This window comes from Streptomyces sp. NPDC001787, from assembly GCF_040297465.1.
Lineage (GTDB): Bacteria > Actinomycetota > Actinomycetes > Streptomycetales > Streptomycetaceae > Streptomyces.
In genome coordinates this window covers 165,201-190,810 of the sequence record NZ_JBEOZE010000001.1, presented here as the reverse complement: position 1 = coordinate 190,810, position 25,610 = coordinate 165,201, and the positions used below count along the sequence as shown (strand labels likewise).

Here is a 25,610-nt window from a genome sequence, read left to right as displayed (position 1 = left end):
GGCTCCCCTCGGATCGGCTCTTTCAGGAGTGTTCGACGAGCGTGTCCACCAGTACCGGCGCGTCGTCCCGCTCGACGGCGCTCACCGCGACCTGGACGCGGCCGTCCCCGGACCACATCCGGATCCGGAGGGTCTCGCCGGGGAAGACCACACCGGCGAAGCGGGTGCTGTAGGCGGTGACGCGGGTGGCGTCGCCGTCGAGCAGTGTGTCGGTGACGGCCTTCAGCGTCATGCCGTAGGTGCACAGCCCGTGCAGGATCGGCCGGTCGAAGCCGGCCAGCTTGGCGAACTCCGGGTCGGCGTGCAGCGGGTTCCAGTCCCCGGAGAGCCGGTAGAGCAGCGCCTGGTCCTCCCGGATCGCCCGCTCGGCCGTGTGGTCCGGGGCGCGCTCCGGCGGGACCGGGCGGGCGGAGGGGCCGCGTTCGCCGCCGAAGCCGCCCTCGCCGCGGACGAAGATCTGGGAGTCGTTGGTCCACAGCGGACCGTCGTCGTCGGATGCCTCGGTGCGCAGGACGAGGACGGCCGCCTTGCCCTTGTCGTAGACCGCGGCGACCTTCGACGTCTGTACGGCGCGGCCCCGTACCGGGATGGGCCGGTGCACCCGTACGGTCTGGCCGCCGTGCAGGACCGCGGCCAGGTCCACGTCGACACCGGGCGAGGAGAGGCCGCCCGCCATGCCGGTGCCCGCCCCCGCGACGGTGGCGAAGCTCGGCAGCACCTGGAGCCGGGACTCCAGGGTGTAGCGCAGCTCGTCGGGGTCGGTGGCGGGGCTGCCCGCGCCGAGGCCCAGGTGGTAGAGCTGGATGTCCTTGTGGTCCCAGCCGATCTCGGTTCGGCGGGGTTCGGCGGCGACCGCCGCTACGGCGTCAATGGGCATGGGGAAGCCGCTCCTTGATGGTGGGAAGACCTCGGCACGACCGTCCGCACCGTCGGCCGCACCGAGGTCGTGCGGGACCGGCCGGCACGCCCGTTCTAGAACGCGTTCTAGCCGATGGCCCATGTATAACGCAGCCCCCGGGAGTTGTGAAGACTGCTGACGACATGTCAGATGTGTTGCCGCGCAGGCCCGGACGCACCTTCCGGCCATGACATTTGTCATCGCGGAGTCCGTACAGGCGGCTCTGCCGCAGAGTCCGCGCACTGCGTAGCGTCATGGCCATGAGGAAGACAACGGGGACAGCGGCCACGACGGCGGCCGGGACAGCACCGGGAACAGCGCCGGGGTTGGTGGAAGGGACAGCGGCGGCGGGGCCCGCGGTGGTCTTCACCGGGACGGTCAAGACGTTCGGCAGGGCGGACCGGGCGGTACGGGCCGTCGACGGCATCGACCTGGAGATCGGGCGCGGTGAGACGGTGGCGCTGCTCGGCCGCAACGGGGCTGGCAAGTCGACCACCATCGGCCTGCTGCTCGGTCTGAACGACCCGGACTCCGGCACCGTACGGCTCCTGGGCCGCTCCCCCGACGAGGCGGTGCGCGCCGGTCTGGTGGGCGCGATGCTCCAGGACGGGCGGCCCATCCCCCGGGTGACGGTCCGCGAACTGGTCCGCTTCGTCGCCTCCACCTACCCGCGCCCGATGCCGGCCGAGGACGCGCTCGCTCTCGCGGGTGTCACCTCGTACGCGGACCGGCGCGTCGACAAGCTCTCCGGCGGCCAGATCCAGCGGGTCCGCTTCGCGGTCGCGCTGGCGGGCAATCCGGAACTCGTCGTGCTGGACGAGCCGACCGCCGCCCTGGACGTGGAGGCCCGGCGCGCGTTCTGGCAGTCGATGCGGGCCTTCGCCGGACGCGGCAACACCGTTCTGTTCTCCACGCACTATCTGGAGGAGGCCGACGAGAACGCCGACCGGATCGTCGTCATCGACCGGGGCCGGATCGTCGCCGACGGCAGCGGTGACCGGATCCGGCGCTCGGCCGGCGGGAACCTCGTCTCCTTCGACCTGGCGGGAACCCCGTTCGACCCGGCGGGAAACCCGGCGGACGGCCTGGAGCTGCTGCCGGGTGTGGTCGGTGCCGAGGTGCGCGGCCCGCGGGCGCACCTTCGGACGGACGACTCCGACGCGACCGTGGTGGAGCTGGCCAGGATCGGTGCCGTCCGTGGGCTGACCGTGTCCCGGGCGACGCTGGAGGACGCCTTCCTGGCCCTGACCGCGCCCGCCGGATCCCGCCTTCCCGTCGCTTCCCACCCCGCCGGCGCCTCCGAGGAGACCGTGTGATGCTGCCCTACATCGTGCTCGAAATCCGCCGGACCCTGCGCGACAGCGTCTTCCTGATCTTCGGAACGGGGATGCCCGTGATGATGTATCTGCTCTTCACCAACCTGGGGGACGGCGGGGAGTACGCCGACTGGAAGGCCTCGTCGATGGTCGGCATGGCGGCGTACGGAGCGCTCGGCTCCGCCATGGCCATCGGCACCGGGATCGCCTCCGACAAGTCCCTCGGCTGGCTCCAGCAACTGCGGATCACCCCGCTCGACCCGACCCGGGCCGTCGTGGGCCGGGCGGTCAGCGGTTCGGTGACCGTACTGCCGACCATCGTGGCGGTCCTGCTGGCCGGGGCCCTGGTCAACGGGGTGCGGCTGGCGGCCTGGCAGTGGATCGCACTGGTGCTGCTGCTGTGGATCGGAGCACTGCCGTTCACCCTGCTCGGCATCGGCAACGGCTACCGGCTCACTCCGCAGGGCACCGGAGTGGTCAATGTGGCGTGCCTGATGGGTTTCGCGGTCGTCGGCGGGCTGTGGTTCCCGCTCGGGGCGTTCCCCGCGTGGCTGCGTTCGGTCGGCGAGTACACCCCGGCCCACGGCTTCGCCGACCTCGGCTGGTCGGCCATCGCGGGGCACGCGCCGGGCGCCGGGTCCGTCGCCGTACTCGTCGGGTGGCTGCTGCTCTTCGGCGGATACGCGGTGGTCTCGTACCGCCGCTCCGCGAGAACGGTGTGACGGGCCCCGCACCGGCCCCGGCTCGCCCCGTCGGGGCCCGTACCGGCCGCTCCGCACCCCGTCAGGGCCTCGTGGGCCGGGCCAGGCGCCCCGGCAGCCACAGCAGCATCAGCACCACCCCGGCCAGCAGCACGGCGGCAGCCGTGCGGAAGGCCATCGCGTACCCGGCGGTGACCTCGGCCGCGACCGCGGAGCCTTCGGTGCGGGCGGCGGCGACCGTGGAGAGCACGGCGAGGCCGAGCGCGCCGCCCATGGTGCGGGAGGTGTTGACGAGTCCGGAGACGAGGCCCGCGTCTCCGGAGGCCGCGCCCGAGGTGGCGAGGGCCGCCAGCGGTGTGGAGGCGAGTCCCGATCCGCCCATCATCAGGATGCCGGGGAGGAGGATCCCGGTGACGTAGGGGCTGTCGACGGTCATGGCCGACTGCCAGCCGAAGCCCGCCGCGGTGACCAGGACACCGGTCACCGCCAGCCCCTTCGCCCCGATGCTCGCCATCAGACGCGGAGCGGCCTTCGAGCCGATGACGACGGCGACCGAGGTCGGCAGCAGCGCGACCCCGGCCAGCCAGGGCGTGTAGCCCAGCACGTTCTGCGCGTACACCGTCATGAAGTACCACATGGAGAAGGTGGCGGACCCGATCAGGAACATCGCAACGTTCGCCGATGACACCGCCCGGACACCGAGGACCCGCAGCGGGACCAGCGGGGCGGCCGTCAGGACCTCCACCAGGACGAAGGCGGCGAGCAGCAGCAGCCCGCCGAGCAGGGGGACGAGGGTGGCCGCGGCGGCCCATCCCTCGGCCTCGGTCTGCACGATCCCGTACGCGACGGAGGCGAGGCCCGCCGTGACGAGGACGGCGCCCAGCAGGTCGACGCGGCGCCGGTCGCCCGCCCGGCCCTCGGCCAGCCAGAGTGCGGCGCCGGCCAGCACGACGGCGCCGATGGGCACATTGACCAGCAGGACCCAGCGCCAGGAGAAGGCGTCGGTGAGCACCCCGCCGATCAGTCCCCCGGCCGCGCCGCCGCCCGCGCCGACCGCCATCCAGGTCCCGATCGCCCTGGTACGGGCGGGGCCCTCGGGGACGGCGGCGGTGAGGATGGTGAGGGTGGCGGGCGCGAGGACGGCCGCGCCGAGCCCCTGGGCGGCGCGGGCGGCGAGGAGTTGCCAGCCCTCCTGGGCCAGGCCGCCCGCGAGGGAGGCCGCGGTGAACACACCGAGCCCGATCAGGAACATCCTCTTGCGGCCGTAGATGTCCGCCGCCCGGCCGCCGAGCAGCATGAATCCGGCGAACGCGATCGAGTAGGCGTTGACGACCCACTGGAGTGCCGCGGCGCTCAGCCCCAGGTCGGTCCGCATCGAGGGCAGTGCCACGTTGACGACGGCCACGTCGAGGACGACGAGGAACTGACCGGTGCAGGCCGCGAGCACGACGGCCCAGGTGCGGGGTCGTATGCGGGTGGGGGTGCGGGCGGGTACGGGTGTGGAGACGTCTGGCATGAAGGTCATGGTCGCAGGCGCCCGGTGCTCCGTACACGGGAGTGTCAGCGGCGCAGCAGGGTCACCACCGCCGCCCCGCCGAGCCCGATGTTGTGCGCGAGGGCGGTGCGTGCGCCCGGGACCTGCCGGGCCCCCGCCTCGCCCCGCAACTGCCAGGTCAGCTCGGCGGCCTGGGCGAGCCCGGTGGCGCCCAGCGGGTGGCCCTTGGAGATCAGCCCGCCGGAGGGATTGACGACCCACCGGCCGCCGTAGGTGGTCGCCCCGGACTCCACGAGCTTTCCGGACTCGCCCTCGCCGCACAGGCCGAGGGCCTCGTAGGTGAGGAGTTCGTTGATGGAGAAGCAGTCGTGCAGCTCGATCACGTCGAGGTCCTCGGCGCCGAGGCCGGAGGCCTCGTACACCTGTCGCGCGGCGGCCCGTGACACCGGCGCCCCGACGGCGTCGACGCAGGTGCCGGAGGCGAAGGACTCCTCGGTGTCGGTCGCCATGGCCTGGGCGGCGATCTCCACGGCCCGCTCACCGAGCCCGTGCTGTTCGACGAAGCGTTCCGAGACGACGACGGCGGCGGCCGAGCCGTCGGAGGTGGGGGAGCACTGGAGCTTGGTCAGCGGCCGGTGGACGGTCCGGGCGGCGAGGATCTCCTCGACCGTGTACGGGTCCTGGAACTGGGCGTACGGGTTGTTCACCGAGTGCCGGTGGTTCTTGGCGCCGACCGCCGCGAGCTGTGCCGCCGTCGTCCCGTAGCGCTCCATGTGTTCGCGGGCCGCGTTGCCGAAGATCTGGGCGGTGGGCGGGGACATCTCGAAGCCGTGCGCGGCGGCCATGATCCCGTAGTGCCGGGCGACGGGCGAGGTCGCGAAGTCGGCCGCTCCGCCGTCCGCGCCACCGCCGCCGAGCGAGCCGCGCGCCATCTTCTCGAAGCCGAGGGCGAGCACGCAGTCGCTGATCCCGCCCGCGACGAACTGCCGGGCCATCATGAGCGCGGTCGAACCGGTGGCGCAGTTGTTGTTGACGTTGTAGACGGGGACGCCGGTCAGGCCGAGTTCGTAGACGGCCCGCTGTCCGGCCGTCGAGGGCTGGAAGCAGTAGCCCACGGGCACCTGCTCGACCTGGTCGTACCGGATTCCGGCGTCGTCGAGGGCCTTGGTGCCCGCCTCCTTCGCCATGTCCCAGTACTGCCAGTCGCGGGTCTCGGGCTTCTCGAACTTCGTCATCCCGACGCCGACGATGTACGCCTTCATCATGTGTGCCCTTCAGTCCTTGGGGAGGCCGAGGATGCGCTCGGCGACGACGTTGAGCTGGACCTGTGTGGTGCCGCCCGCGATGGTCAGGCAGCGCGACATGAGGAAGCCGTGCACGGCCCGTTCGGTGCCGTCCTCGGCGGTGGCGCCCGCCGGGCCGAGCAGTTCCAGGGTGAGTTCGGCGACCTTCTGCTGGTGGGTGGTCTGGATGAGCTTGCGGACGGAGGCTCCGGCGCCCGGCTCCCGTCCGGCGACCTGCTGGAGCGTGGTGCGCAGACCGATGCAGGCCAGGGCGTGGGCCTCGGCGGCGAGCGCGCCGATGCGCGCCCGGCCCGCCCCGTCGAGCTCGGCGGAGCGGGCGATCAGGGCTTCGAGCCCGGTGTCGAAGGTCATCTGGTCGGCCATGTGGACACGTTCGTTGCCCAGGGTGTTGCGGGCGACGCGCCAGCCGTCGCCGACCTCGCCGACGACCGCGTCGGCCGGCAGCAGGACATCGTCGAAGTACACCTCGTTGAAGAGGGCGTCCCCGGTGATCTCCTTCAGCGGGCGGATGTCGATGCCCCGGGCGTTCCTCATGTCCACCAGGAAGTAGGTGAGTCCCCGGTGCTTGGGGGCGTCCGGGTCGGTCCGGGCCAGCAGGATGCCGTGGTCGGCCTGCCGCGCGGCGCTCGTCCAGACCTTCTGTCCGGTGACGCGCCAGCCCTCGTCGGTCCGTACCGCCCTGGTGCGCAGCGAGGCGAGGTCGGATCCGGCGCCCGGCTCGGAGAAGAGCTGGCACCACAGGAGTTCGCCGCGCAGGGTGGCCGGGAGGTAGCGGTCCTGCTGCTCCTTCGTCCCGTACGCGATCAGCGAGGGCACCACCCAGGTGGCGATGCCGAGGTCGCTGACCTTGATGCCCTGGTCCTTCAACTCCTGCTGCACCGCGAGCTGTTGTACGGGGCCGGCGTCCAGGCCGTACGGGGCGGGCAGATGCGGGGCCACGTAGCCCGCCGGGGCGAGGGCGCGGCGGGCCTCCCTGGGGCCCAGGTCCCGGGCGGCCGCGAGGTGTTCGCGTGCCTCGGCGCGGTGACGGGCGGCCTCGGCGGGGAGTTCCAGGGCGAGTTCGCGCCGGGCGCCGCCTTCGGCGAGCCGGGCGGCCCGCAGCCGGTGGGCGTCCCCGGCGCCGAGCAGCTGGCGTGCGACCACGGCGCGGCGCAGCTGGAGGTGGGCGTCGTGCTCCCAGGTGAAGCCGATGCCGCCGAGGATCTGGATGCAGTCCTTGGCGCAGCTGTACGCGGCGTCGAGCGCGGTGGCCGCGGCGAGGGCGGCGGTCAGCCCTCGCGCCCCGGCGCTCCCGCCGGACGGGTCGGCGCCGCTCTCGTCCGCGGCGCGGGCGGCGTCCCAGGTCAGGGCGCGGGCCTGCTCGACGCGGACGAGCATGTCGGCGCAGAGGTGCTTGACGCCCTGGAACTGTCCGATGGGGCGGCCGAACTGTTCGCGGACCTTGGCGTGTTCGGCGGCCGTCGCCAGGGACCGGGCGGCGCTGCCGCAGGCGTCGGCGGCGAACAGGGTGGCGGCGAGGTCGCGGACGAGCGCGGAGTCGGCCGGTACGACGCGGTGCGCGGGGACGCGTACGCCGTCGGCCCGCACTCCGGCCGTGGTCCGGGTCGGGTCGACGCCGCGGTGCGGGCGTACGGTCAGTCCGTCAGCGGCGGCGTCGACGGCGAACCAGCGCGGCCCGTCCGCGGTGGCGGCGGGGAGCAGCAGCAGATCGGCCTCGGCCCCGGAGAGCACGGGCGGGGCCGTGCCGTCGAGGAGGTGGCCCTCCCCGTCCGCGACCGCGGTGAGGGTGCCGGGGGCCAGGGCGAGGGCGCCGATGCGGGCGCCGGTGGCAAGGGCGCGCACGAGTTCACCCCGCTCCGCGCCGGGCGCCGCCGCCCCGGCCGCCGCGCCCGGCCCGGCCAGCACCGCGGCGGTCAGCGCACTGGCCAGATACGGCCCCGGAAGCGAGGCGTGGGCGGCCTCTTCGAGGACCACGGCGAGGTCCAGGAGCCCGCCGCCCCCACCCCCGTACTCCTCGGGCAGATGGATGCCGGGCAGGCCCTGTTCGACCAGCCGTTCCCAGTGCGCGGGGCGTGCGCCGGGGACTGGAGGGGCCTGCGCGTCGAGGATCTTACGGATCTCCTCAGGTGGCACGGCACGGGCCAGGCATCCTCGTACGGCCTGCGCCACATCGCGGTGTTCTTCGGTGATTCCGATGCCCATTGCGGATCCTCGCCGGTCGCAGCCACTGGAACGGCGCAAGAGTAGAACACGTTTCAATATGACGGAAGGTCAGAACACCGGCCGGTTCGAGCCTTGTCCCGTTCGCGCCCCATTCATCGGAATATCGTGCGGGTAAGGAAGCGTTCAGGATGCACGCACCCTGGGGGGAGCCCCGGTGATCGACGCTGCCCGGAGGCCGCACGTATGCAACGGACGACGAACGAACGGCACGCCGGGGAACTCCCCGATCCGGGCAAGGACCGGGGCACGGGCGGCATCGTCCCCGTACTCGCCTTCGCGGGTATCACCGTCGCGGTGATGCAGACCCTGCTCGTCCCCGTCATCAAGCACCTGCCCGTCCTGCTGGACACCGATCCGTCCGACGCCACCTGGGTGATGACCTCGACGCTCCTCGCGGGAGCCGTGTCCACCCCGATCATGGGCCGACTGGGCGACCTCCACGGCAAGCGCCGGATGCTGCTGGCCAGCCTCGCCGTCATGGTGCTCGGCTCGCTCATCTGCGCCTCCACCGACGAGCTCGTCGTGATGATCGTCGGCCGCGCCCTCCAGGGCTTCGCGATGGGCGCCATCCCGCTCGGCATCGGCATCATGCGCGACGAACTGCCGCGCGAGCGGCTCGGTTCCGCGATGGCGCTGATGAGCTCCTCGGTCGGGGTGGGCGGCGGACTCGCGCTGCCCGGCTCCGCGCTCGTCGCCCAGCACGCCGACTGGCACGCCCTGTTCCTCGGCGCGGCCGGCCTCGGGGTGCTGGCCATGGCCCTCACCGCGCGTTTCGTTCCCGAGCCCCCGCTGCGCGCGCCCGGACGCTTCGACCACATCGGCGCGCTCGGGCTCTCGCTCGGACTCGTCTGTCTGCTGCTGCCCGTCACCAAGGGAAGCGACTGGGGCTGGACCTCCGGCACCACGCTCGGCCTGATCGCCGCGTCCCTGGTGATCCTCGTGCTGTGGGGCCTGTTCGAGCTGCGGAGCCCCGCGCCGCTGGTCGATCTGCGGACCTCCGCGCGGCGCGAGGTGCTGCTCACCAACCTCGCTTCCGTCATGGTCGGCGTCGCCTTCTACGCGATCTCGCTCGTCCTGCCCCAGCTGCTCCAGCTGCCCGCCTCGACCGGTTACGGGCTGGGGCGGTCGATGGTCGTCGCCGGGCTGTGCGTGGCACCGCTGGGCCTGACGATGATGTTCGTCGCCCCGCTGTACGCCCGGCTGTCCGCCCGGCGCGGCCCCAAGGTGTCCCTGATGCTCGGGATGCTGGTCATCGCGGTCGGCTACGGCGCCGGGCTGGGCCTGATGGACGCCACCTGGCAGACCGTGGTGATCTCGGTGGTGATCGGAGCCGGGATAGGGCTCGCGTACTCCTCGCTGCCCGCCCTGATCATCGGGGCCGTCGACCCGTCGGAGACGGGCGCGGCCAACGGACTCAACACCCTGATGCGGTCGATCGGCACCTCGGTGTCGAGCGCGGTGATCGGGATGGTGCTGGCGAACACCTCGGTACGGACGGGGTCGGTGGATGTGCCGTCCCTGGAGGGCTTCCGGATCTCGTTCCTGATCGCCACGGGGGCGGTGCTGATCGGCCTGGCGCTGGCCGCGTTCCTGCCCTCGCGCAATACGCCGACGCGTCCGGTGCTGCTGGCGAGCAGTGCGGGCGACGCGCAGGCCGCGCAGGCCCCGGGCTCCGGCCCGCACCACGCCCCGGCGCCGGACCCGGCGCCGTTGCCCGTCGCCGGTTCGGGCGGCTTCCACGGCCGGGTGCTGGACGCGGACGGGACGCCGGTGGCGCGCGCCAATGTGACGCTGATCGACACCCTGGGCCGGCAGGCGGGGCTCACCGTCGCGGACGACGAGGGCCGGTACGCGCTGTCGGCCGCGCCCGGCGGGCGCTATGTGCTGGCGGCCACGGCCGCCGGGTACACGCCGCGCGCCTGCCCGGCGGCGTCCCCGGCGACGGGCCGTCCCACACGGACCGATCTCGTCCTGACGGCGGTCAGCGCACCGGAGCGTCGAACCGCGGCACTGTCGTGAGCAGCCGGGACACGTCCGACCCCGCCGAAAGCTCCTGAGGCTCGGCCCCCCGGGTGAACAGCCGGGCGGGGCGGGCGCCCTGGACATGGGCCCGGCTCCCCTCGACGCGGAGCCAGGAGCCCTCGCGCAGCCCGAGCACGGGTACGTCGTTCTCCTCCAGGAACTCGGTGAGGCGCTCCTCGCGGGTCTCCCCCTTGTGGGTGCTTGCCGGGTCCGGGTCCAGGTAGTGCGGGTTGATCTGGAACGGGACCAGGCCCAGCGTCTCGAAGGACGGCGGCTGCACGATGGGCATGTCGTTGGACGTGCGCAGGGTCGGGGCGGCCATATTGGTGCCCGCGCTGGCTCCCATGTACGGCAGCCCGCCCCGTACCGCGTCCCGCACGGCCTCGCGCAGACCGGTGCGGCAGAGGGCGCTCAGCAGCCGGAAGGAGTTGCCGCCGCCGATGAACACGGCGTCGGCGGCGGCGAGTTCGGCCAGCGGGTCGGCGTTCTCGTGGACGCCGCGCACGGTGATGCCGGACGGCTCCAGGGCCTCGCGGACCCGGGTGGTGTACGCGGTGTGGTCGGCGAGCGCGTAGGGGACGAAGGCCAGACGCGCGTCACCGGGGAGGAACGCGGTGACGGTGTCCAGCGCGTGTTCCAGGTAACCGCAGCCGTACTGGGTGGAGTTGGAGAGCAGAAGCAGATTCACGGGGTTCCTCGGATACGTCGGTACGGTCAGGTGGTGCGGGGGCGCCGGGCGCGGGGCCTGGGCCGCTGCGGCGGGTGGGTGAGCCGCTGCTCCAGCAGCTGGGAAGCGTGCCGCAGGGCGTCGAGCCGGTCCTCGGGCGCCCCCCGGAACCGGTCCTCGCCGCCGCCGAGGCTGAGACTGCCGTACGGCTCGCGGCCCAGGAACACCGGTACGGCGACGGTGGCGATCCCGGTGTCGTACTCGCCGACCGTCCAGGCGTAACCCTGGGCCCGGACCTTCATGAACTCCTGCTCCAGCAGGTCGGGGTCGGTGACGGTCCGGTCCGTGAAGCGGGCCATGGGGCGGCCCCGGAAGAGCCGGTGGCGCTGCTCGTCGGGCAGATAGGCGTAGTACGACTTGCTGGTCGCCCCGGCGTGCGCCGGGTACAGCTCGCCGACGAGCGGGTAGTAGCGCAGCGGTCCGGTATCCCCCTCCTCGGCGGCCACGCAGCGCATGTGGAAGCTGTCCGGGAGGCAGAACAGGACCGTGTCGCCGGTGGTCCGGCGCAGCTCCTCCAGCACCGGTCCGGCCAGCAGCTCCAGCGAGCCGGAGCGCTCCCAGAGCCGGCCGAGCCGCAGCACGGCGGGGCCGATGCGGTAGCGGCGGGTGGCCGGGTCGGAGACCAGGAAGCCCCGGCCCGCGAGGGTGGCGAGCAGCCGCTGGGCGACCGAGGTGTCCCACCCGAACTCCTCGGCGACCTCGGTGACACCCCAGTCGGGTCTGGTGCGCTCGAAGGCGAGCAGCACCAGGAGCGCCCGGTCGACGGTTTGCAGGGCGCCGGCGGGGGTGCGCCGGTCCAGATCGAAGTCGGCCATCGTCATCTCACCATTCAGACCTGAATTGCAAATAACGGGAAACAGTTGCGTTCAACGCTATCCGATCCCGAATGTGTCCTCAGCACCCCGCCCCGCGCTCTCCCCCCGTAGAGCGCCGGGCGGGTGTCGGATCAGGAGAAAGGCCCCCCATGTTGAAGTACGTACTGGACATCGTCGAGCTTCTGGACGATCCCCAGGTGAATGGCAAGACGGTCGTCGAGTACCTCGACTCCGCGGCGGGGGCCGAGGGCTCGTCCGCGCAGGTCACCACCGTCGCCGGTGAGCAGGGCTCGACGGACTTCGTGCTCGTCCGCATCCCCGGCTCCCACGGCCGCATGTCGGGCGGCAGCGCCCGCACCCTCGGTGTGGTCGGCCGGCTCGGCGGGATCGGCGCGCGGCCCGAGGTGACCGGACTGGTCTCCGACGCCGACGGCGCGGCCAGCGCCATCGCGACGGCGGCGAAGCTCCTCGACATGCGCCGCCGCGGCGATGTCCTTCCCGGCGATGTGATCGTCGCCACCCACATCTGCCCGAACGCGCCGACCGAGCCGCACGACCCGGTGCCGTTCATGGGTTCCCCCGTGGACATCGCGACGATGAACCGGCACGAGGTGACCGAGGAGATGGAGGCCGTGCTCTCCATCGACACCACCAAGGGCAACCGGATCATCAACCACAAGGGCCTGGCCCTGTCCCCCACCGTCAAGGAGGGCTGGGTGCTCCGGGTCAGCGAGCAGCTCGGGGAGCTGCTGGCCGTGGTGACCGGTGAGCCGTTGGTCACATACCCGGTGACCACGCAGGACATCACGCCGTACGGTAACGGTGCACACCACATCAATTCGATCCTCCAGCCCGCCACCGCGACCGCCGCTCCGGTCGTCGGTCTCGCGGTCACCTCGGCCGCCGCGGTGCCGGGCTGCCAGACGGGCGCGAGTCACGAGAGCGACATCGCGTCCGCCGCCCGCTACGCCGTGGAGGTCGCCAAGGCCTTCGGCGCCGGGAATCTGGACTTCCACGACGCGGTGGAGTTCGACAACCTCGTCAACCGCTACGGGTCGCTGGCTCACCTGCAGACCCTCGGCCGCATACCCCAGGAGTCCTGATGGCATCCGCCCCCCAGGCCGGCGCCACGGCCCCCGAGGCCAAGAGCATCGGCAGCGACGACTACTCGCTCTCGCGGGTCCCGCGAGACAAGCGCTTCGGCTTCTGGTCCATGCTGCTCCAGTGGCTGGCCCAGTCCGGCTCGATCTCCCAGTTCACGCTGGGCGCCACCATCGGCGTCGGCATGACCTTCGGGGACGCCTTCCTCGCCTTCACGCTCGGCGCGGTGATCCTGGAGATCGTGATCTTCGCGATCGGCCTGGCCGGAATGCGCGAGGGTCTGGCGACCCCGATGCTCACCCGCTGGGCGGGCTTCGGCCGAAACGGTTCCGCACTGGTCAGCTTTGTCATCGCGGTCAGCCTCGTCGGCTGGTTCGGCGTCCAGAACACGATCTTCGGCAACAGCGTCTCGGCGCTGGTCGGCGGACCGTCCTGGATGTGGTGCGTGATCGCGGGCATCGCCATCACCGCCCTGGTGATCTTCGGCTTCAAGTACATGGCCCTCTTCGCCAAGATCGTCACCCCGCTGTTCTTCGGGATGGTCGCCTGGTCGATCATCACGACGCTCAACGACCACTCGCTCAGCGACCTGATCAACTCGCCGCCGCCCGGTGAGGCGATCCCGCTGGCCGTCGCCGCCACCGCCATCGCGGGCGGTTACATGACCGGTGCGATCGTCTCCCCGGAGATGACCCGCTACAACCGCAAGGGCTCGCACGTCTTCGTGCAGAGCGCCTCCTCGATGATCCTGTCCGAGTACATCGTCGGCATGGTCGGTGTGCTGCTCGGTCACCTGGTGAAGTCGAGCGATGTGTCCCACATCGTGCTCTCCACCTCGGGCGCCTTCGGCGTGATGGTGGTCCTGATGTCCACCGCGAAGATCAACGACTGGAACCTGTACGGCTCCTCGCTCGGCGTCGTCAACTTCTTCCAGGTCGTCTTCCGCAAGCGGCTGCACCGCGGCGTGGTCACCGTCGTCCTCGGCATCGCCGGCACGCTCCTGTCCGCGGTCGGCATCATGACCCACTTCACGGAGTTCCTCTCCCTGCTGGGCGTGATGATCCCGCCGATCGGCGGCATCATCGTCGCCGAGTACTGGGTCGTGAAGCGGATGCGCAAGCCGCTGGACGACACCCGTGAGGCGGAGACCCTTCCGCTGACCTCGCCCACCTGGGTGCCGATGTCCCTGGTCATCTGGGTCGTGGCGTTCTGTGTCGGCAAGTTCTACGACGGCGGCATCCCGGCCCTCAACTCGCTGGTCACCGCCTTCCTGCTGTACTGCGCGCTCGGCCTGCTGGGCTGGATCAAGCCGTACGGCACCTCCACCCTGGACGACGAGGAGCAGACCGCCTCCGCCCCCGCCGCCCGCGCGACCACTCCGGCAGGAGCAGCATGACCCTCACCCCCGCCTCCGATCAGGCCCAGAGCGAGGTCGTGGACCTCTGCGCCGAGCTGATCCGGTTCGACACCTCCAACCCGACCAGCGACGAGCGTGCCGCCGCCGACTGGGTGGTGGGCCGCCTCGCCGAGGTGGGCATCGCCTCCGAACTGGTCGAGTCCGCCCCGGGACGGGCCAGCGTCATCGCCCGGATCGCCGGCGCCGACCCCACCCGCGGCGCGCTGCTGGTCCACGGCCACCTGGACGTCGTCCCCGCGGACGCCTCCGAGTGGCAGGTACCGCCGTTCTCCGGCGAGATCCGCGACGGCTACCTCTGGGGCCGCGGCGCGATCGACATGAAGGACACGGTGGCGGTCATGCTCGCCACCGCCCGGCACTTCGCCCGCACCGGCACGAAGCCGTCCCGCGACGTGGTGCTCGCCTTCCTCGCCGACGAGGAGGCGGGCGGCAAGTTCGGCGCCCACTGGCTGGTCGAGCACCGGCCCGACCTCTTCTCCGGGGTCACCGAGGCGATCGGCGAGGGCGGCGGCTTCTCCTTCGCCATCGACGACACGCGCCGGCTGTACCCCATCGAGAACGCCCAGCGCGGCATGGCCTGGATGGAGCTCACCGCGAACGGCCGGGCCGGGCACGGCTCCTCGCCCAACGACGAGAACGCCGTCACCGACCTCGCCGAGTCCCTCACCCGGATCGGCCGCGAGACCTTCCCGATCCGTCTGATCGAGCCGGTCCGCGCCCTGCTGGAGGAGGCCGCACGCCTCTACGGTGTCGAGTTCGACGAGAACGACATCGAGGCCAGTCTGGCCAGGCTGGGCCCGGTCGCGGACTTCATGCAGGTGGTGCTCCGCAACTCGGCGAACCCCACCATGTTCAACGCCGGCTACCAGACCAACGTCATACCCGGGAAGGCCACCGCCCGCGTCGACGGCCGCTTCCTCCCCGGCCACGAGCAGGAACTGATCGACACGATCGACAAGCTCCTGCTCCCCTCCGTCAGCCGTGAGTGGGTCAACCACGACATCGCGATGGAGACGACGTTCGACGGCCCGCTGGTCGACGCGATGTGCGAGGCGGTGCGCGCCGAGGACCCGGACGGCCACCCCGTCCCGTACTGCAACCCGGGCGGCACCGACGCCAAGGCCTTCACGCACCTGGGCATCCGCTGCTTCGGCTTCAAGGGTCTGAAGCTGCCGCACGACCTGGACTACGGCCGCCTCTTCCACGGTGTGGACGAGCGCGTCCCGCTGGAGGGCCTGCGCTTCGGCGTCCGCGTCATGACCCGACTCTGGCAGAGCTGCTGACTGACGCCGCAGCTCTTCCAGGGGGCCCGCCCTGACCCGGGCTCACCCCACGTACGCCCCCGCCGGTGCCCTCGGCGGGGGCGTACGGCACGATGGGGCGCCGTCCCGCACAGCCCCCGGGGTCTCTCGCCCGACGAGAGGCCCCCACCCGCCCCACCAGGAGGAACCCGTGGCCGCCGAGTCCGCAGCCGGGCCCAAGCCGGAGATTCTCGCCGCGTTCGAGGCCGCCAAGGGCTTCATGCCGGTACATGAGGGGCTCGCCCTGTACGCCGCCGCCACCGGGGCCGCCGCGCTCGGGCTCCCGCTGCTGGAGGTCGGGACGTACTGCGGGCGCTCCACGATCCTGCTCGGCGACGCCGCCCGCACCGCCGGTGTCACGGCGCTCACCGTCGACCACCACCGCGGCAGCGAGGAGCAGCAGCCCGGCTGGGAGTACCACGATCCGTCCGTGGTGGACCCGGAGCTGGGGCTGATGGACACCCTGCCGACGTTCCGCCGCACCCTGCACCGAGCAGGTCTGGAGGAGCACGTGGTGGCGCTCGTGGGGCGGTCGCCGCAGGTCGCGGCCGTCTGGGCCGGGAGGCTGGGCCTCGTCTTCATCGACGGCGGTCACACCGACGAGCACGCGACCAACGACTACGAGGGCTGGGCCCCGCACGTCGCCGAGGGCGGGCTGCTCGTCATCCACGACGTGTTCCCCGATCCGGCGGACGGCGGCCGGGCCCCGTACCGGATCCATCAGCGGGCGCTGGCCTCCGGGGCGTTCACCGAGGTGTCCGCGACGGACTCGCTCCGCGTCCTGCGGCGTACCGGACCGGGTATCTGACCCGCCCCGATACCATCGCCCGCGTGCCGTACGACGACAGCGTTCCCCCCACCCGCCGCGCCCGGCCCCTGCTCACCGCCGCCGCGCTGGCCTCGCTCTGTCTGACCGTCGCCGGATGCGGAGGAGGTGGCGGCGACGACGGTGGCGCGCGGCCCCGGCCGGGCTCCGGCGCCGACGCGTCCCTACCGGCGTCACCGTCCGCCCCGGTGTCCGCCTCCCCCGGGAGCCCGCGTCCGGGTACGGAGCCGGCGAAGCCCTCGGCGTCCGCGGAGCCGAAGCCGCCGAAGGGGCCGCTCACCGGCCGGACCGTGGTGATCGACCCGGGCCACAATCCGCGCAACCGCGAGCACACCCGGGAGATCGGCCGCCAGGTGGACATCGGCACCGCGTCCAAGGAGTGCGACACCACCGGGACCTCCACCGACGGGGGTTACGCGGAGGCCCTGTTCACCCTCGACGTGTCGCACCGACTGCGCGATCTGCTCCGGGCGCGGGGGGCCGAGGTGACACTCACGTACGACAACGACCGCCCCTTCGGGCCGTGCGTCGACGAGAGGGCCAGGATCGGCAACGAGGCCGGCGCCGACGCGGTGCTCTCGGTCCACGCGGACGGGTCCGCCGTGGGAAACCGCGGCTTTCACGTGATCCTCCCCGCACGGGTCCGCTCGGGCGCCGCGGACACCTCGAAGATCGTCGAACAGTCGGCCGAACTCGGTGCCCGGATCGCGGGCAACTTCCTGCGGACCACCGGAACTGCGCCTTCCAATTACATCGGCGGCAAAACCGGACTGGACACCCGCGGAGATCTCGGCGGACTGAATTTGTCGACCGTGCCCAAAGTGTTCATCGAATGCGGCAATATGCGTGACCCGAAGGACGCCGCCCTGCTCACCAGCGGGAGTTGGCGCCAGAAGGCCGCCCAGGGCATGGCCGATGGCATCACCAGCTACCTGAAGGGGTAGTTCTGGGTTGAAATTGGGGGGATACCCGTTCAGGTTCCGGGCCGGGGCGCAACCCGGCCGGGCAGACGATAGATTCATCCGTACGATGGGGAGCCGCTCCCGAGCCTCATTGCCGTGCCCGCCGCAACGGCGGCAGCGACGACCGCCCCGACGAGACGACCGACTAAGGACCTTCACGTGAATATCCGCTCCCTCACTCGAGGCGACGGCGTGGTGATCGGAGCAGCGGTCGTGCTGTTCATCGCCTCTTTCCTCGACCTCTCCGGCTACGACTGCCCGCGGGGCGTCGACTGCTCCCAGTACAGCGCGAACGCCTGGGACTCGCTCTCGCTCCTGATGAGCATCTTCCTGGCCGGTGTCATCGGTGCGGCGCTGCTGATCGTCGGGCGCGCCAACCCGGGCCGCAAGGTCGTGGGGCTCGATCTCGCCCAGCTCGGCGCCGCGTTCACGGTCTTCGCACTGTGGACGGCCTTCTGGACGATCATCGACGCCAATGACGCGGGCGCGGGCATGATCCTCGGCCTGCTGGCGGCCATCGTGCTGGCGGCCGGCGCGGTCGCCGGTCCGCTCGTCCCCGCGCTGAAGGCCCCGCTCGCCGGTGCGCCGCGTCCGGCACAGGGCGTGCAGTCGCCGTACGGCGCCCAGCCGCAGCCCGGCCAGGGTTACGGCTACCCCGGCGGCCAGCAGTCCCCGTACGGTGCGCAGCCCGGCCAGTCCCAGCCGTACGGCGCGCAGCCCGGTCAGCCCGACCCGGCGCAGGCGGCCCAGGCGCAGCAGGGTGCCGCCGCTCCGGCCGGCGACTTCACCCCGTTCTGGTTCGCCGTTCCGGTGGCCCGTCCGCTGTACGGCGAGGACGGTTCGCCGAACCCGATCGCCGAACTGGCGCCGGGCACCTGGTACCTCGCGGTGGAGCAGCGCGGTCCGGGCCTCATCGCCCAGACGCAGGACGGCCGTCGTGGCGTCCTCCAGGACACCACGGGCATCCAGCGCGGCTGAGCCCGCGCACGGCCCCGCGGCCCCCCGCCCTTCCGGGCGGGGGGCCGTTGTCGTACAGTCCCGGAGCGCGGCATTGATCTGACGTAGCGTCACATACCGTTGGAGGGACCGGAATGCGGCTCGGACTCGCGCTCGGATACTGGGGCCGCGGCCCGAATCCCGGCCATCTCGCCCTGGCCCGGGAGGCCGAGGAACTCGGCTACGACTCGGTGTGGACGGCGGAGGCCTGGGGCTCGGACGCCTTCACCCCGCTGACCTGGATCGCCGCCCACACCTCACGCGTCCGGCTGGGCACGGCCATCGCGCAGATGGCGGCCCGTACGCCCACCGCGACCGCCATGCACGCGCTGACCCTGGACCATCTCTCGGGTGGCCGGATGATGCTCGGTCTCGGGCTCTCCGGTCCGCAGGTGGTGGAGGGGTGGTACGGCCGGCCCTTCCCGAAGAGCCCGCTGACGGCCACCCGCGAATATGTCGACGTCGTCCGCCAGGTCCTGGCGCGCGAGGGCCCCGTCGAACTGGCCGGCCGCTTCCACTCCCACCCGTACACCGGTGCGGACGGCACCGGGCTCGGCAGGCCGCTGAAGCCGATCACCCATCCGCTGCGGTCCTCCCTGCCCCTGCTGCTGGGCGCCGAGGGGCCGAAGAACATCGCGCAGACGACCCGGATCGCGGACGGCTGGCTGCCGCTGTACTGGTCACCGACGCGCACGGATGTGTACGAGGCCTCGCTGACCGGGCTCCGCGAGGGGTTCATGATCGCGCCGATGGCACGGGCGCAGCTCTGCGACGATGTCGCGGAGGGGCTGCTGCCCGTGAAGGCGATGCTCGGCTTCTACATCGGCGGGATGGGGCACGCGGCGCGCAACTTCCACGCGGACCTGATGGCCCGGATGGGATTCGAGGAGGAGGCCCGCCACATCCAGCGGCTGTTCCTCCAGGGACGCCGGCAGGAGGCCGTGCAGGCGGTTCCCGACGCGTTCGCCGATGAGATCTCCCTGGTCGGCCCGCGCCAACGCATCAAGGAGCGGCTGGAGTTGTGGCGCCGGGGCCCGGTCACCGATCTTCTGGTCACGGCACCGGACCCGGCCACCCTGCGCGTACTGGCGGAGCTCAACAGCTGAGCGGGCCCGTGCGGCCGGGGCCGTGCGCACCGGCCCGCGCCCGGCCCGTCAGAACGACGAGCGCTCCAGCCAGAAGTCCAGCAGCTCCGCGTCGCCGAGCACCTCGACCCGGTCACTGCCGGGGGCCAGCCTGCGGTTGAAGACAAGCATCAGATCGGTGAGCGGTCCCCGCAGGGCGACGGTGGCCCTCTCGTGCGCCCGCCGCCAGGTGAAGCCGTCCTCACCGAACTCGATCAGCCACTCGGCGTCCGGCACATCCGTGGCGTGCAGGTGCAACGAGCGTCCGCCGCCCCGCAGTTCGGCCGCCTCCGGGTCGCCGCCGGCCTGGGAGAAGGCGACGATGCGGAGCCATTCGTCGATGGTGTCGGCGGCGACCTCGGGCGCCACCTCGAACACCGTCCCGGCGGCCAGGGCCGCGTCGGCCCGGTGGACGACGGTCTCGTGCGTCATCCGCCGCGCCCAGAAGTCCGTCCGCAGCTCCCAGGCCCATGTCCAGACCTCCGCGCCGGATCCGGCCTCGCGCAGGGCCGCGACCGCCGTGTCCACGCCCTCGGCGAGCCAGGCGTCGAGCGCCGCCGGGCTCTCGCCGTCCGGTCCGGCGAACCCCGGAATCCGTTCCTCGGGGATGTCCTCGGTGGCCCGGGACCCAACGATCTCGCCCACCCAGCGGTGCGCGCCGCCCACGTGCGTGGCCAGTTCCCGCAGGCTCCAGTCGGGGCAGGTGGGGACCCGGGCCGCCAGGTCCGCGCCCTTGAGCAGCGCGCGCAGTTCGTCGGTCTGGGCCAGGATCTCGTCGCAGTAGCGGTCGTACGTGAGTGCGGTCATGCCCGCACCCTAGAACGCGGCACGGGACGCGTTCATGTGATTAAGCGCTCCTGGTCGGGCTCGTCCGCGCGGTGCCGGACAGGCACCCGTACCACCCCTCCGGGTCCCGCGCCGCCCCGGCGGGCTCCGCCGCTCCCGCCGTCGTACCGGTCAGCCGCAGCAGTCCGGCTCCAGGCCCATGGGCAGCCGTTCGCCGCTGAAGACCGCGGTGGTCGCCTCGTCGCCCCCGAGCGCGGCCACCGCGAGGAGCAGCGATCCGACGGTCCAGGTGGTGAGCTCCTCCGGCCAGAAGGCCCGGCTGCCCTCGAAGACGTACCCGGTCCAGTACATCCCGCCCTCGGCGCGCAGGTGCTGGATGGACTGGAGGATCTCCAGCGCCCGGTCGGACTCCCCCATGACCCAGAGCGCCAGGGCGAGTTCGCAGCTCTCGCCGCCCGTCACCCAGGGGTTGGGCAGCACACAGCGGACCCCGAGACCGGGGACGACGAAGCGGTCCCAGCCCTCCTGGATGCGGCGGGTGGCGGCGGCCCCGGTGAGCGCGCCGCCAAGGACCGGGTAGTACCAGTCCATCGAGTAGCGGCTCTTGTCCAGGAAGCGCTCGGGGTGGCTGCGTATCGCGTGCGCGAGCGCTCCGGTCGCCAGTTCCCAGTCGGGCTGGGCCTCTTCACGGCGTTCCGCGAGGGCCAGCGCGCAGCGCAGGGCCTGGTGGACGGAGGAGGAGCCGGTCAGCAGGGCGTCGGTGACCGCGGTGCCGTCCGCCTCGCGCTTCCAGCCGATCTGACCGCCCGGCTGCTGGAGCCCCAGCACGAACTCGATCGCGGCGTAGACGGTCGGCCACATCCGGTCGACGAACGCGTCGTCGCCCGTGGCGAGGTAGTGGTGCCAGACGCCGACGGCGACGTAGGCGCAGAAGTTGCTCTCGCGGCTCCGGTCGGTCGGCCGCCCCGGATCGCCGTCGTGGTAGGCGGCGTACCAGGAGCCGTCGGCGTTCTGGTTGCGGGCGAGCCAGTCGTAGGCGCGCTCCGCCGCCGCGTGCTCGCCCGACGCGTCCAGCGCCATGGCGGCCTCGGTGTGGTCCCACGGGTCGAGGTGATGGCCGCGGAACCAGGGCAGCGCCCCGTTCTCGCACTGCGCCGCCACCAGCGCGGCCACCGTCTCGGCGGCCTGCTCGGCGGTGAGGACCCCGGGCAGGACGAGGTGCTCGGTCTGCTCGGGAGTGCTCACGCCTCGGCCCTGGTGAGGTGCGGCTTGGTGGCGTACGCGACGAAGCTCTTGCCGACGACCGGGTTGAGCAGCTGCTCGGCGACCCGGGTGGCCATGGGCTTCTTCATGATGTCCCAGACCAGCAGCTTGTGGTACGCGCGCACCGGCAGCGCCTTCTCGTTGTCGACCCCGAACGCGCACTTCAGCCACCAGTAGGGGCTGTGCAGGGCGTGGGCGTGATGGGTGCCGTACGGCTTGAGTCCGGCCTCGCGGATCCTGCCGAGCAGTTCGTCGGCCTTGTAGATGCGAATGTGGCCGCCCTCGACCTCGTGGTACGCGTCGGACAGCGTCCAGCAGACCTTCTCGGGGCCGTAGCGCGGCACGGTGATCGCGATCCGGCCGCCGGGCCTGAGGACCCGGACCATCTCGGCGAGCACGCCCTTGTCGTCGGGGATGTGCTCCATGACCTCGGAGATGATCACGACGTCGAAGGAGTCGTCGGGGAAGGGCAGATTGAGGGCGTCGCCCTGCATCGCGGTGGCCGTGGCGCCCTGTGGCGCCTCCCCGGCCTCCTTCATCGCGGCGAACCACTTCGCGACCTCACGGATCTCCTCGCCGTTCTGGTCGAGGGCCACCACCTGGGCGCCGCGCCGGTAGCACTCGAAGGCGTGCCGGCCGGCACCGCAGCCCAGATCGAGCACTCGGTCGCCTGCGGCGAGCGGGAAGCGGGTGAAGTCGACGGTCAGCACGGGGCCTGCCTTCGAGGTCGGAGGTACGGGGTCCGGGGGGATCAGGGGGTGCGGGGCGCCGGGGCGGTCACCTGCGGGCTCCGCTGGCCGCGATCGCCTGACGGTACAGCTCGGCGGTGCCGACGGCCGCCCTGGCCCAGGTGAAGTTGGCCAGCACCCGGTCGCGGCCCGCGGCGCCGAGGCGGGCCCGCAGCTCCCCGTCGCCCAGCAGCCGGGCGAGGGCCGTGGCCAGCGCGTCGGAGTCGCCGGGCGGCACGGCGAGACAGGTCTCCCCGTCGCGGCCGGTGACTTCGGGGATGGCGCCGCCGGTGGTGGCCACCAGCGGGGTGCCGGTGGCCATGGCCTCGGCGGCGGGCAGCGAGAAGCCCTCGTACAGGGAGGGCACGCAGGAGATCTGGGCGCCGCGCACGAGGTCGACCAGTTCGGCGTCGCTGATGCCCTTGACGAAGTCGACGGCGTCGTGGAGGCCGTGGCGTGCGATGGCCTGCGCGACCGGTCCGTCCTCGGCCCTTTTGCCGACGACCACGAGGTGCGCGCGGGGGTTGCCGGTACGGAGCTTGGCGAGGGCCTCGACCAGGTGGACCAGACCCTTGAGCGGGACATCGGCGCTGGAGGTGGTGACGATCCGGCCGGGTACCTCGGCGACCGAGGGGTCGGGCGACCAGAGGTCGGTGTCGGCGCCGATGTGCACCACCCGGATGCGGTCCTCGCGTACGCCGAGGTGGTCGGTGATCTCCTGCTTCGAGGAGCCGGAGACGGTGAGGACGGAGGGCAGCCGGCGGGCCACGCGCTTCTGCATCCGGGTGAATCCGTACCAGCGGCGCACGGAGGCGCGGCGGCGGCGGTTCTCGGCGGCGTCCAGGTCGAGCTGCCGGTCGACGGTGATGGGGTGGTGGATCGTGGTCACCAGGGGGGCGCCGAGGTCGGCGAGCAGACCGTAGCCGAGGGTCTGGTTGTCATGGATGACGTCGAACTCGCCCCGGCGGGCGGCGAGATGGCGCCGGGCCCGCAGGCTGAAGGTGAGGGGTTCGGGGAAGCCGCCGGTCCACATGGTGGCGACCTCGGCGAGGTCGATCCAGTCGCGGTACTCGCCGCGGCCCGGGGTGCGGAACGGGTCCGGCTGCCGGTAGAGGTCCAGGCTCGGCAGTTCGGTGAGCGGGACGCCTTCGTCGAGCACCGGGTAGGGCTGGGCACCGATCACTTCGACGCTGTGGCCCAGCCGGGTCAGCTCGCGGGCGAGGTGGCGTACGTAGACGCCCTGGCCGCCGCAGAACGGGTTTCCCTTGTAGGTGAGGAGTGCGATGCGCAGCGGCCCGTCGCCGGTACGGCCGGACGTGCCGTCGCCCGTGCGGGGGCCCGTTTCTATGGCCTCAGCGGTCACACTCGGCCCCCTTCTCACTGCGTGTTCGCCGGAGCGTAACCGCTCGCGCTAATCTAGAACAAGTTTCAGACCGGCTCGTTCAACAGGGCTCGAATCTACCGGCAGGTAGCGTCGGCGTGACAGCCGGATCAGGTGATTCGCGCCACGGCGGGCACCCTGGCATGCTGTGCGCGCCCGGCAGCTCGCTCGACCGCTCCCGGATGCGGACGAAAGCCATGGATGGGGACTCATGACCGCGGAAGCCAGACCCGCAGCGCCTCCGCTGACCGAACGCCAGGAGGCCCGCCGCCGCCGCATCCTGCACGCCAGCGCCCAGCTCGCCGGCCGGGGCGGCTTCGAGGCGGTGCAGATGCGCGAGGTGGCCGAGGCCGCCGGGGTCGCCCTGGGCACCCTGTACCGCTACTTCCCCTCCAAGGTCCATCTGCTGGTGGCCACCATGCAGGACCAGCTCCAGCACATGCACTCCACGCTCCGCAAACGCCCGCCCGCCGGGGACGACGCCGCGCAGCGGGTCGCCGAGACCCTGATGCGGGCCTTCCGCGCCCTCCAGCGCGAACCTCATCTGGCTGACGCGATGGTACGCGCGCTGACGTTCGCGGACCGCAGTGTGAGCCCCGAGGTGGACACCGTCTCGCGGCTCACGACGGCGATCATCCTGGACGCGATGGGACTGGAGCACCCGACGCCGGAACAGCTCTCCGCGGTACGGGTCATCGAGCACACCTGGCACTCCGCGCTGATCACCTGGCTGTCGGGGCGGGCCTCGATCGCCCAGGTGAAGATAGACATCGAGACGGTGTGCCGGCTCATCGCCGTGACGGCGGAGCCCGGCCCCCGGTAGCGCGCGCCGCGGCCCCCGCGCGGCGGCCCTCCCGGGCACCCATGTACCGCGGCCACATGCGGCCCCCGTCAGGTGAGGTGCCCTGCACCATGTCGACGGCGCGACGCTCTTCATACGGTTCGGCGCACATCACCGAACCACGCCGAGGAGCCGGTCACCATGCGTCGCAGAGCCGTAGGCACCGTCCGTCCCAGATCGCTGACCCTCACGGCCCTGGCCACCGCCGGGCTCCTGCTGACCGGCTGCACCGCCGCCGGCCAGGCGGGGGGCTCCGGGGGCGGCTCGGCCGGGGAGAAGGACGGGACCGTCAGGGTGGGCCTGGTCTACTCCCGTACCGGGCTGCTCGCCGCGTACGGGAAGCAGTACCGCGACGGGTTCATGGCGGGCCTCGACCACGCCACCGGCGGCACCGGCAAGGTCGACGGCCACCGCATCGAGGTCACCGAGCAGGACGACGCGGGCGACCCGGGCAAGGCGGTCTCCGCCGCGAAGAACCTCATCGGCAAGGGCTACAAGGTGCTGGCCGGCACCACCGACTCCGGCGTCGCCCTCCAGATGGCCCCGCTCGCGGCCCAGAACAAGGTGCTGTACATCGACGGCCCGGCCGCCACCGACGCCGTGACCGGGGTCAACGAGTACACCTTCCGCTCCGGCCGGCAGTCCTACCAGGACATCCTCACGGCGGGCACGATGCTGGGCGAGGCCAGGGGCAAGAAGGTCACGGTGCTGGCCCAGGACTCCACCTTCGGCCAGGCCAACGTCGCCGCCGTCAAGGCCGTCCTCGGGGAGCGCGGCGCCGAGGTCGGGTCGGTGCTGGCGCCGCCCAGCGCGACGGACCTGACGCCGTTCGCCCGCCAGGTGAAGGCCGCCGGGCCCGATCTGGTCTTCGTGGCCTGGGCCGGTTCCACCGCCCCCGCGCTGTGGACCGCGCTGGACCAGCAGGGGGTGCTGGACGCGGGCAAGGTGGTGACCGGGCTGGCCGGTACGGCCTCCTACCCGGTGTTCGGAGCGGCCGGTTCCAAGGTCTCGTTCCTGGCGCACTACTTCCCCGGCGCGGGCGGCGGCAACGCCGTCGAGAAGGCGATGCTGGACGGGGTCGCCGAGGCGGGCGGCACGCCCGACCTGTTCACCCCGGACGGTTTCACCGCCGCGCAGATGGTGGTGCGGGCCGTCCGGGACGGCAGCGCCACGGACACCTCGGCGATGGTGAAGGCCCTGGAGGGCTGGACCTTCGACGGGGTGAAGGGCAAGCAGCGCATCCGTGCCGAGGACCACGCCCTGGTGCAGCCGATGTTCGTCGCCAGGCTCACGGGGAAGGGCGCCACCGCCGTACCGGAGCTGGTGTCCACCGCGCCGATGGACGAGGTGGCCCCGCCCGCGAAGCCCTCGGCGGGCTGAGCC

At 72.3% G+C, this 25,610-nt stretch carries 22 protein-coding genes; 12 read left to right on the top strand and 10 right to left on the bottom strand.

The window, feature by feature from the left end; all coding sequences use genetic code 11:
• Window positions 1–22: 22 nt before the first annotated feature.
• A complete protein-coding gene (chsH3, locus tag ABT170_RS00820; RefSeq protein WP_351863240.1) occupies window positions 23–877 on the bottom strand; it encodes an enoyl-CoA hydratase ChsH3 in 855 nt (284 codons plus the stop codon).
• A gap of 380 nt (window positions 878–1,257) precedes the next feature.
• Between chsH3 and ABT170_RS00815 the strand changes: the two genes are divergently transcribed.
• Both ABT170_RS00815 and ABT170_RS00810 read left to right on the top strand, forming a co-directional pair.
• The gene (locus ABT170_RS00815; RefSeq protein ID WP_351863579.1) at window positions 1,258–2,214 is read left to right on the top strand and encodes an ABC transporter ATP-binding protein; all 957 of its coding nucleotides are present in this window, start codon (window positions 1,258–1,260) and stop codon (window positions 2,212–2,214) included.
• A complete protein-coding gene (locus ABT170_RS00810; RefSeq protein ID WP_351863238.1) occupies window positions 2,214–2,936 on the top strand; it encodes an ABC transporter permease in 723 nt (240 codons plus the stop codon). The genes ABT170_RS00815 and ABT170_RS00810 overlap by 1 nt, the downstream gene beginning before the upstream one ends.
• Before the next feature lie 61 nt (window positions 2,937–2,997).
• On the opposite strand, the gene ABT170_RS00805 is transcribed toward ABT170_RS00810, so the two are convergent.
• Genes ABT170_RS00805 through ABT170_RS00795 form a run of 3 tightly spaced genes read right to left on the bottom strand, consistent with a single transcriptional unit; the run spans window position 2,998 to window position 7,916 of the window.
• The gene (locus ABT170_RS00805) at window positions 2,998–4,440 is read right to left on the bottom strand and encodes an MFS transporter (RefSeq protein WP_502970453.1); all 1,443 of its coding nucleotides are present in this window, start codon (window positions 4,438–4,440) and stop codon (window positions 2,998–3,000) included.
• 35 nt (window positions 4,441–4,475) lie between these two features.
• Complete coding sequence (locus tag ABT170_RS00800; RefSeq protein WP_329943470.1) at window positions 4,476–5,672, bottom strand: lipid-transfer protein; 1,197 nt, start codon at window positions 5,670–5,672, stop codon at window positions 4,476–4,478.
• A gap of 12 nt (window positions 5,673–5,684) precedes the next feature.
• Window positions 5,685–7,916, bottom strand: a complete 2,232-nt coding sequence (locus ABT170_RS00795; protein ID WP_329943331.1) for an acyl-CoA dehydrogenase family protein — start codon at window positions 7,914–7,916, stop codon at window positions 5,685–5,687.
• Between the two features lie 204 nt (window positions 7,917–8,120).
• Between ABT170_RS00795 and ABT170_RS00790 the strand changes: the two genes are divergently transcribed.
• A complete protein-coding gene (locus ABT170_RS00790) occupies window positions 8,121–9,956 on the top strand; it encodes an MFS transporter (protein WP_351863234.1) in 1,836 nt (611 codons plus the stop codon).
• Here the strand turns inward: ABT170_RS00790 and pepE are convergent.
• Together pepE and ABT170_RS00780 are read right to left on the bottom strand one after the other, a co-directional pair.
• Window positions 9,919–10,647 carry a dipeptidase PepE gene (gene pepE, locus ABT170_RS00785; RefSeq protein WP_329943333.1) on the bottom strand — a complete coding sequence of 243 codons (729 nt, stop codon included), beginning with the start codon at window positions 10,645–10,647 and terminating at the stop codon, window positions 9,919–9,921. The genes ABT170_RS00790 and pepE overlap by 38 nt on opposite strands.
• A 26-nt stretch (window positions 10,648–10,673) precedes the next feature.
• Window positions 10,674–11,501, bottom strand: coding sequence for an IclR family transcriptional regulator (locus ABT170_RS00780; protein ID WP_329943334.1), 828 nt, complete (start codon window positions 11,499–11,501; stop codon window positions 10,674–10,676).
• A 149-nt stretch (window positions 11,502–11,650) separates the two neighbouring features.
• On the opposite strand from ABT170_RS00780, the gene ABT170_RS00775 reads away from it, so the two are divergent.
• The 7 genes from ABT170_RS00775 (at window position 11,651) to ABT170_RS00745 (ending at window position 19,210) form a co-directional block, all read left to right on the top strand.
• The gene (locus ABT170_RS00775) at window positions 11,651–12,604 is read left to right on the top strand and encodes a DUF1177 domain-containing protein (protein WP_266930245.1); all 954 of its coding nucleotides are present in this window, start codon (window positions 11,651–11,653) and stop codon (window positions 12,602–12,604) included.
• On the top strand, window positions 12,604–13,998 hold the full coding sequence (locus ABT170_RS00770; protein ID WP_329943335.1) for a cytosine permease: 1,395 nt from the start codon (window positions 12,604–12,606) through the stop codon (window positions 13,996–13,998). Before ABT170_RS00775 ends, ABT170_RS00770 begins: the two co-directional genes overlap by 1 nt.
• Window positions 13,995–15,302: a M20/M25/M40 family metallo-hydrolase gene (locus tag ABT170_RS00765; protein WP_329943336.1), complete on the top strand. Its 1,308-nt coding sequence runs from the start codon at window positions 13,995–13,997 to the stop codon at window positions 15,300–15,302. Before ABT170_RS00770 ends, ABT170_RS00765 begins: the two co-directional genes overlap by 4 nt.
• Window positions 15,303–15,471: 169 nt before the next feature.
• The gene (locus tag ABT170_RS00760) at window positions 15,472–16,128 is read left to right on the top strand and encodes a class I SAM-dependent methyltransferase (protein WP_351863230.1); all 657 of its coding nucleotides are present in this window, start codon (window positions 15,472–15,474) and stop codon (window positions 16,126–16,128) included.
• Window positions 16,129–16,151: 23 nt separating this feature from the next.
• On the top strand, window positions 16,152–17,090 hold the full coding sequence (locus ABT170_RS00755; protein WP_329943338.1) for an N-acetylmuramoyl-L-alanine amidase: 939 nt from the start codon (window positions 16,152–16,154) through the stop codon (window positions 17,088–17,090).
• 177 nt (window positions 17,091–17,267) lie between these two features.
• Window positions 17,268–18,086 (top strand): DUF5336 domain-containing protein, encoded by an 819-nt coding sequence (locus ABT170_RS00750; protein ID WP_329943339.1) that lies wholly within the window; start codon window positions 17,268–17,270, stop codon window positions 18,084–18,086.
• Between the two features lie 113 nt (window positions 18,087–18,199).
• Window positions 18,200–19,210 (top strand): LLM class F420-dependent oxidoreductase, encoded by a 1,011-nt coding sequence (locus ABT170_RS00745; RefSeq protein ID WP_329943340.1) that lies wholly within the window; start codon window positions 18,200–18,202, stop codon window positions 19,208–19,210.
• 48 nt (window positions 19,211–19,258) lie between these two features.
• On the opposite strand, the gene ABT170_RS00740 is transcribed toward ABT170_RS00745, so the two are convergent.
• The 4 genes from ABT170_RS00740 to ABT170_RS00725 form a co-directional block, all read right to left on the bottom strand.
• A complete protein-coding gene (locus ABT170_RS00740; protein ID WP_329943341.1) occupies window positions 19,259–20,035 on the bottom strand; it encodes a maleylpyruvate isomerase family mycothiol-dependent enzyme in 777 nt (258 codons plus the stop codon).
• 150 nt (window positions 20,036–20,185) lie between these two features.
• Window positions 20,186–21,259 (bottom strand): prenyltransferase, encoded by a 1,074-nt coding sequence (locus tag ABT170_RS00735; RefSeq protein WP_329943342.1) that lies wholly within the window; start codon window positions 21,257–21,259, stop codon window positions 20,186–20,188.
• Complete coding sequence (locus tag ABT170_RS00730) at window positions 21,256–21,987, bottom strand: class I SAM-dependent methyltransferase (RefSeq protein ID WP_329943343.1); 732 nt, start codon at window positions 21,985–21,987, stop codon at window positions 21,256–21,258. Before ABT170_RS00730 ends, ABT170_RS00735 begins: the two co-directional genes overlap by 4 nt.
• Window positions 21,988–22,054: 67 nt before the next feature.
• Window positions 22,055–23,368, bottom strand: coding sequence for a glycosyltransferase family 4 protein (locus tag ABT170_RS00725; RefSeq protein ID WP_329943344.1), 1,314 nt, complete (start codon window positions 23,366–23,368; stop codon window positions 22,055–22,057).
• 229 nt (window positions 23,369–23,597) lie between these two features.
• Here ABT170_RS00725 and ABT170_RS00720 point away from each other — a divergent pair, with 229 nt between their 5' ends.
• A complete protein-coding gene (locus ABT170_RS00720; protein WP_266930265.1) occupies window positions 23,598–24,209 on the top strand; it encodes a TetR family transcriptional regulator in 612 nt (203 codons plus the stop codon).
• Between the two features lie 159 nt (window positions 24,210–24,368).
• Window positions 24,369–25,607: a substrate-binding domain-containing protein gene (locus ABT170_RS00715; RefSeq protein WP_329943345.1), complete on the top strand. Its 1,239-nt coding sequence runs from the start codon at window positions 24,369–24,371 to the stop codon at window positions 25,605–25,607.
• The last annotated feature ends 3 nt before the right edge of the window (window positions 25,608–25,610 follow it).

Bases quoted from the DNA above. Each gene is read 5' to 3' on its own strand.
- ABT170_RS00765 (WP_329943336.1), top strand. From the start codon at position 13,995: ATGACCCTCACCCCCGCCTCCGATCAGGCCCAGAGCGAGGTCGTGGAC.
- chsH3 (WP_351863240.1), bottom strand. From the start codon at position 877: ATGCCCATTGACGCCGTAGCGGCGGTCGCCGCCGAACCCCGCCGAACC.
- ABT170_RS00720 (WP_266930265.1), top strand. From the start codon at position 23,598: ATGACCGCGGAAGCCAGACCCGCAGCGCCTCCGCTGACCGAACGCCAG.
- ABT170_RS00745 (WP_329943340.1), top strand. From the start codon at position 18,200: ATGCGGCTCGGACTCGCGCTCGGATACTGGGGCCGCGGCCCGAATCCC.
- ABT170_RS00795 (WP_329943331.1), bottom strand. From the start codon at position 7,916: ATGGGCATCGGAATCACCGAAGAACACCGCGATGTGGCGCAGGCCGTA.
- ABT170_RS00805 (WP_502970453.1), bottom strand. From the start codon at position 4,440: ATGACCTTCATGCCAGACGTCTCCACACCCGTACCCGCCCGCACCCCC.
- ABT170_RS00780 (WP_329943334.1), bottom strand. From the start codon at position 11,501: ATGGCCGACTTCGATCTGGACCGGCGCACCCCCGCCGGCGCCCTGCAA.
- ABT170_RS00715 (WP_329943345.1), top strand. From the start codon at position 24,369: ATGCGTCGCAGAGCCGTAGGCACCGTCCGTCCCAGATCGCTGACCCTC.
- ABT170_RS00740 (WP_329943341.1), bottom strand. From the start codon at position 20,035: ATGACCGCACTCACGTACGACCGCTACTGCGACGAGATCCTGGCCCAG.
- ABT170_RS00800 (WP_329943470.1), bottom strand. From the start codon at position 5,672: ATGAAGGCGTACATCGTCGGCGTCGGGATGACGAAGTTCGAGAAGCCC.
- ABT170_RS00810 (WP_351863238.1), top strand. From the start codon at position 2,214: ATGCTGCCCTACATCGTGCTCGAAATCCGCCGGACCCTGCGCGACAGC.
- ABT170_RS00775 (WP_266930245.1), top strand. From the start codon at position 11,651: ATGTTGAAGTACGTACTGGACATCGTCGAGCTTCTGGACGATCCCCAG.
- ABT170_RS00790 (WP_351863234.1), top strand. From the start codon at position 8,121: ATGCAACGGACGACGAACGAACGGCACGCCGGGGAACTCCCCGATCCG.
- ABT170_RS00770 (WP_329943335.1), top strand. From the start codon at position 12,604: ATGGCATCCGCCCCCCAGGCCGGCGCCACGGCCCCCGAGGCCAAGAGC.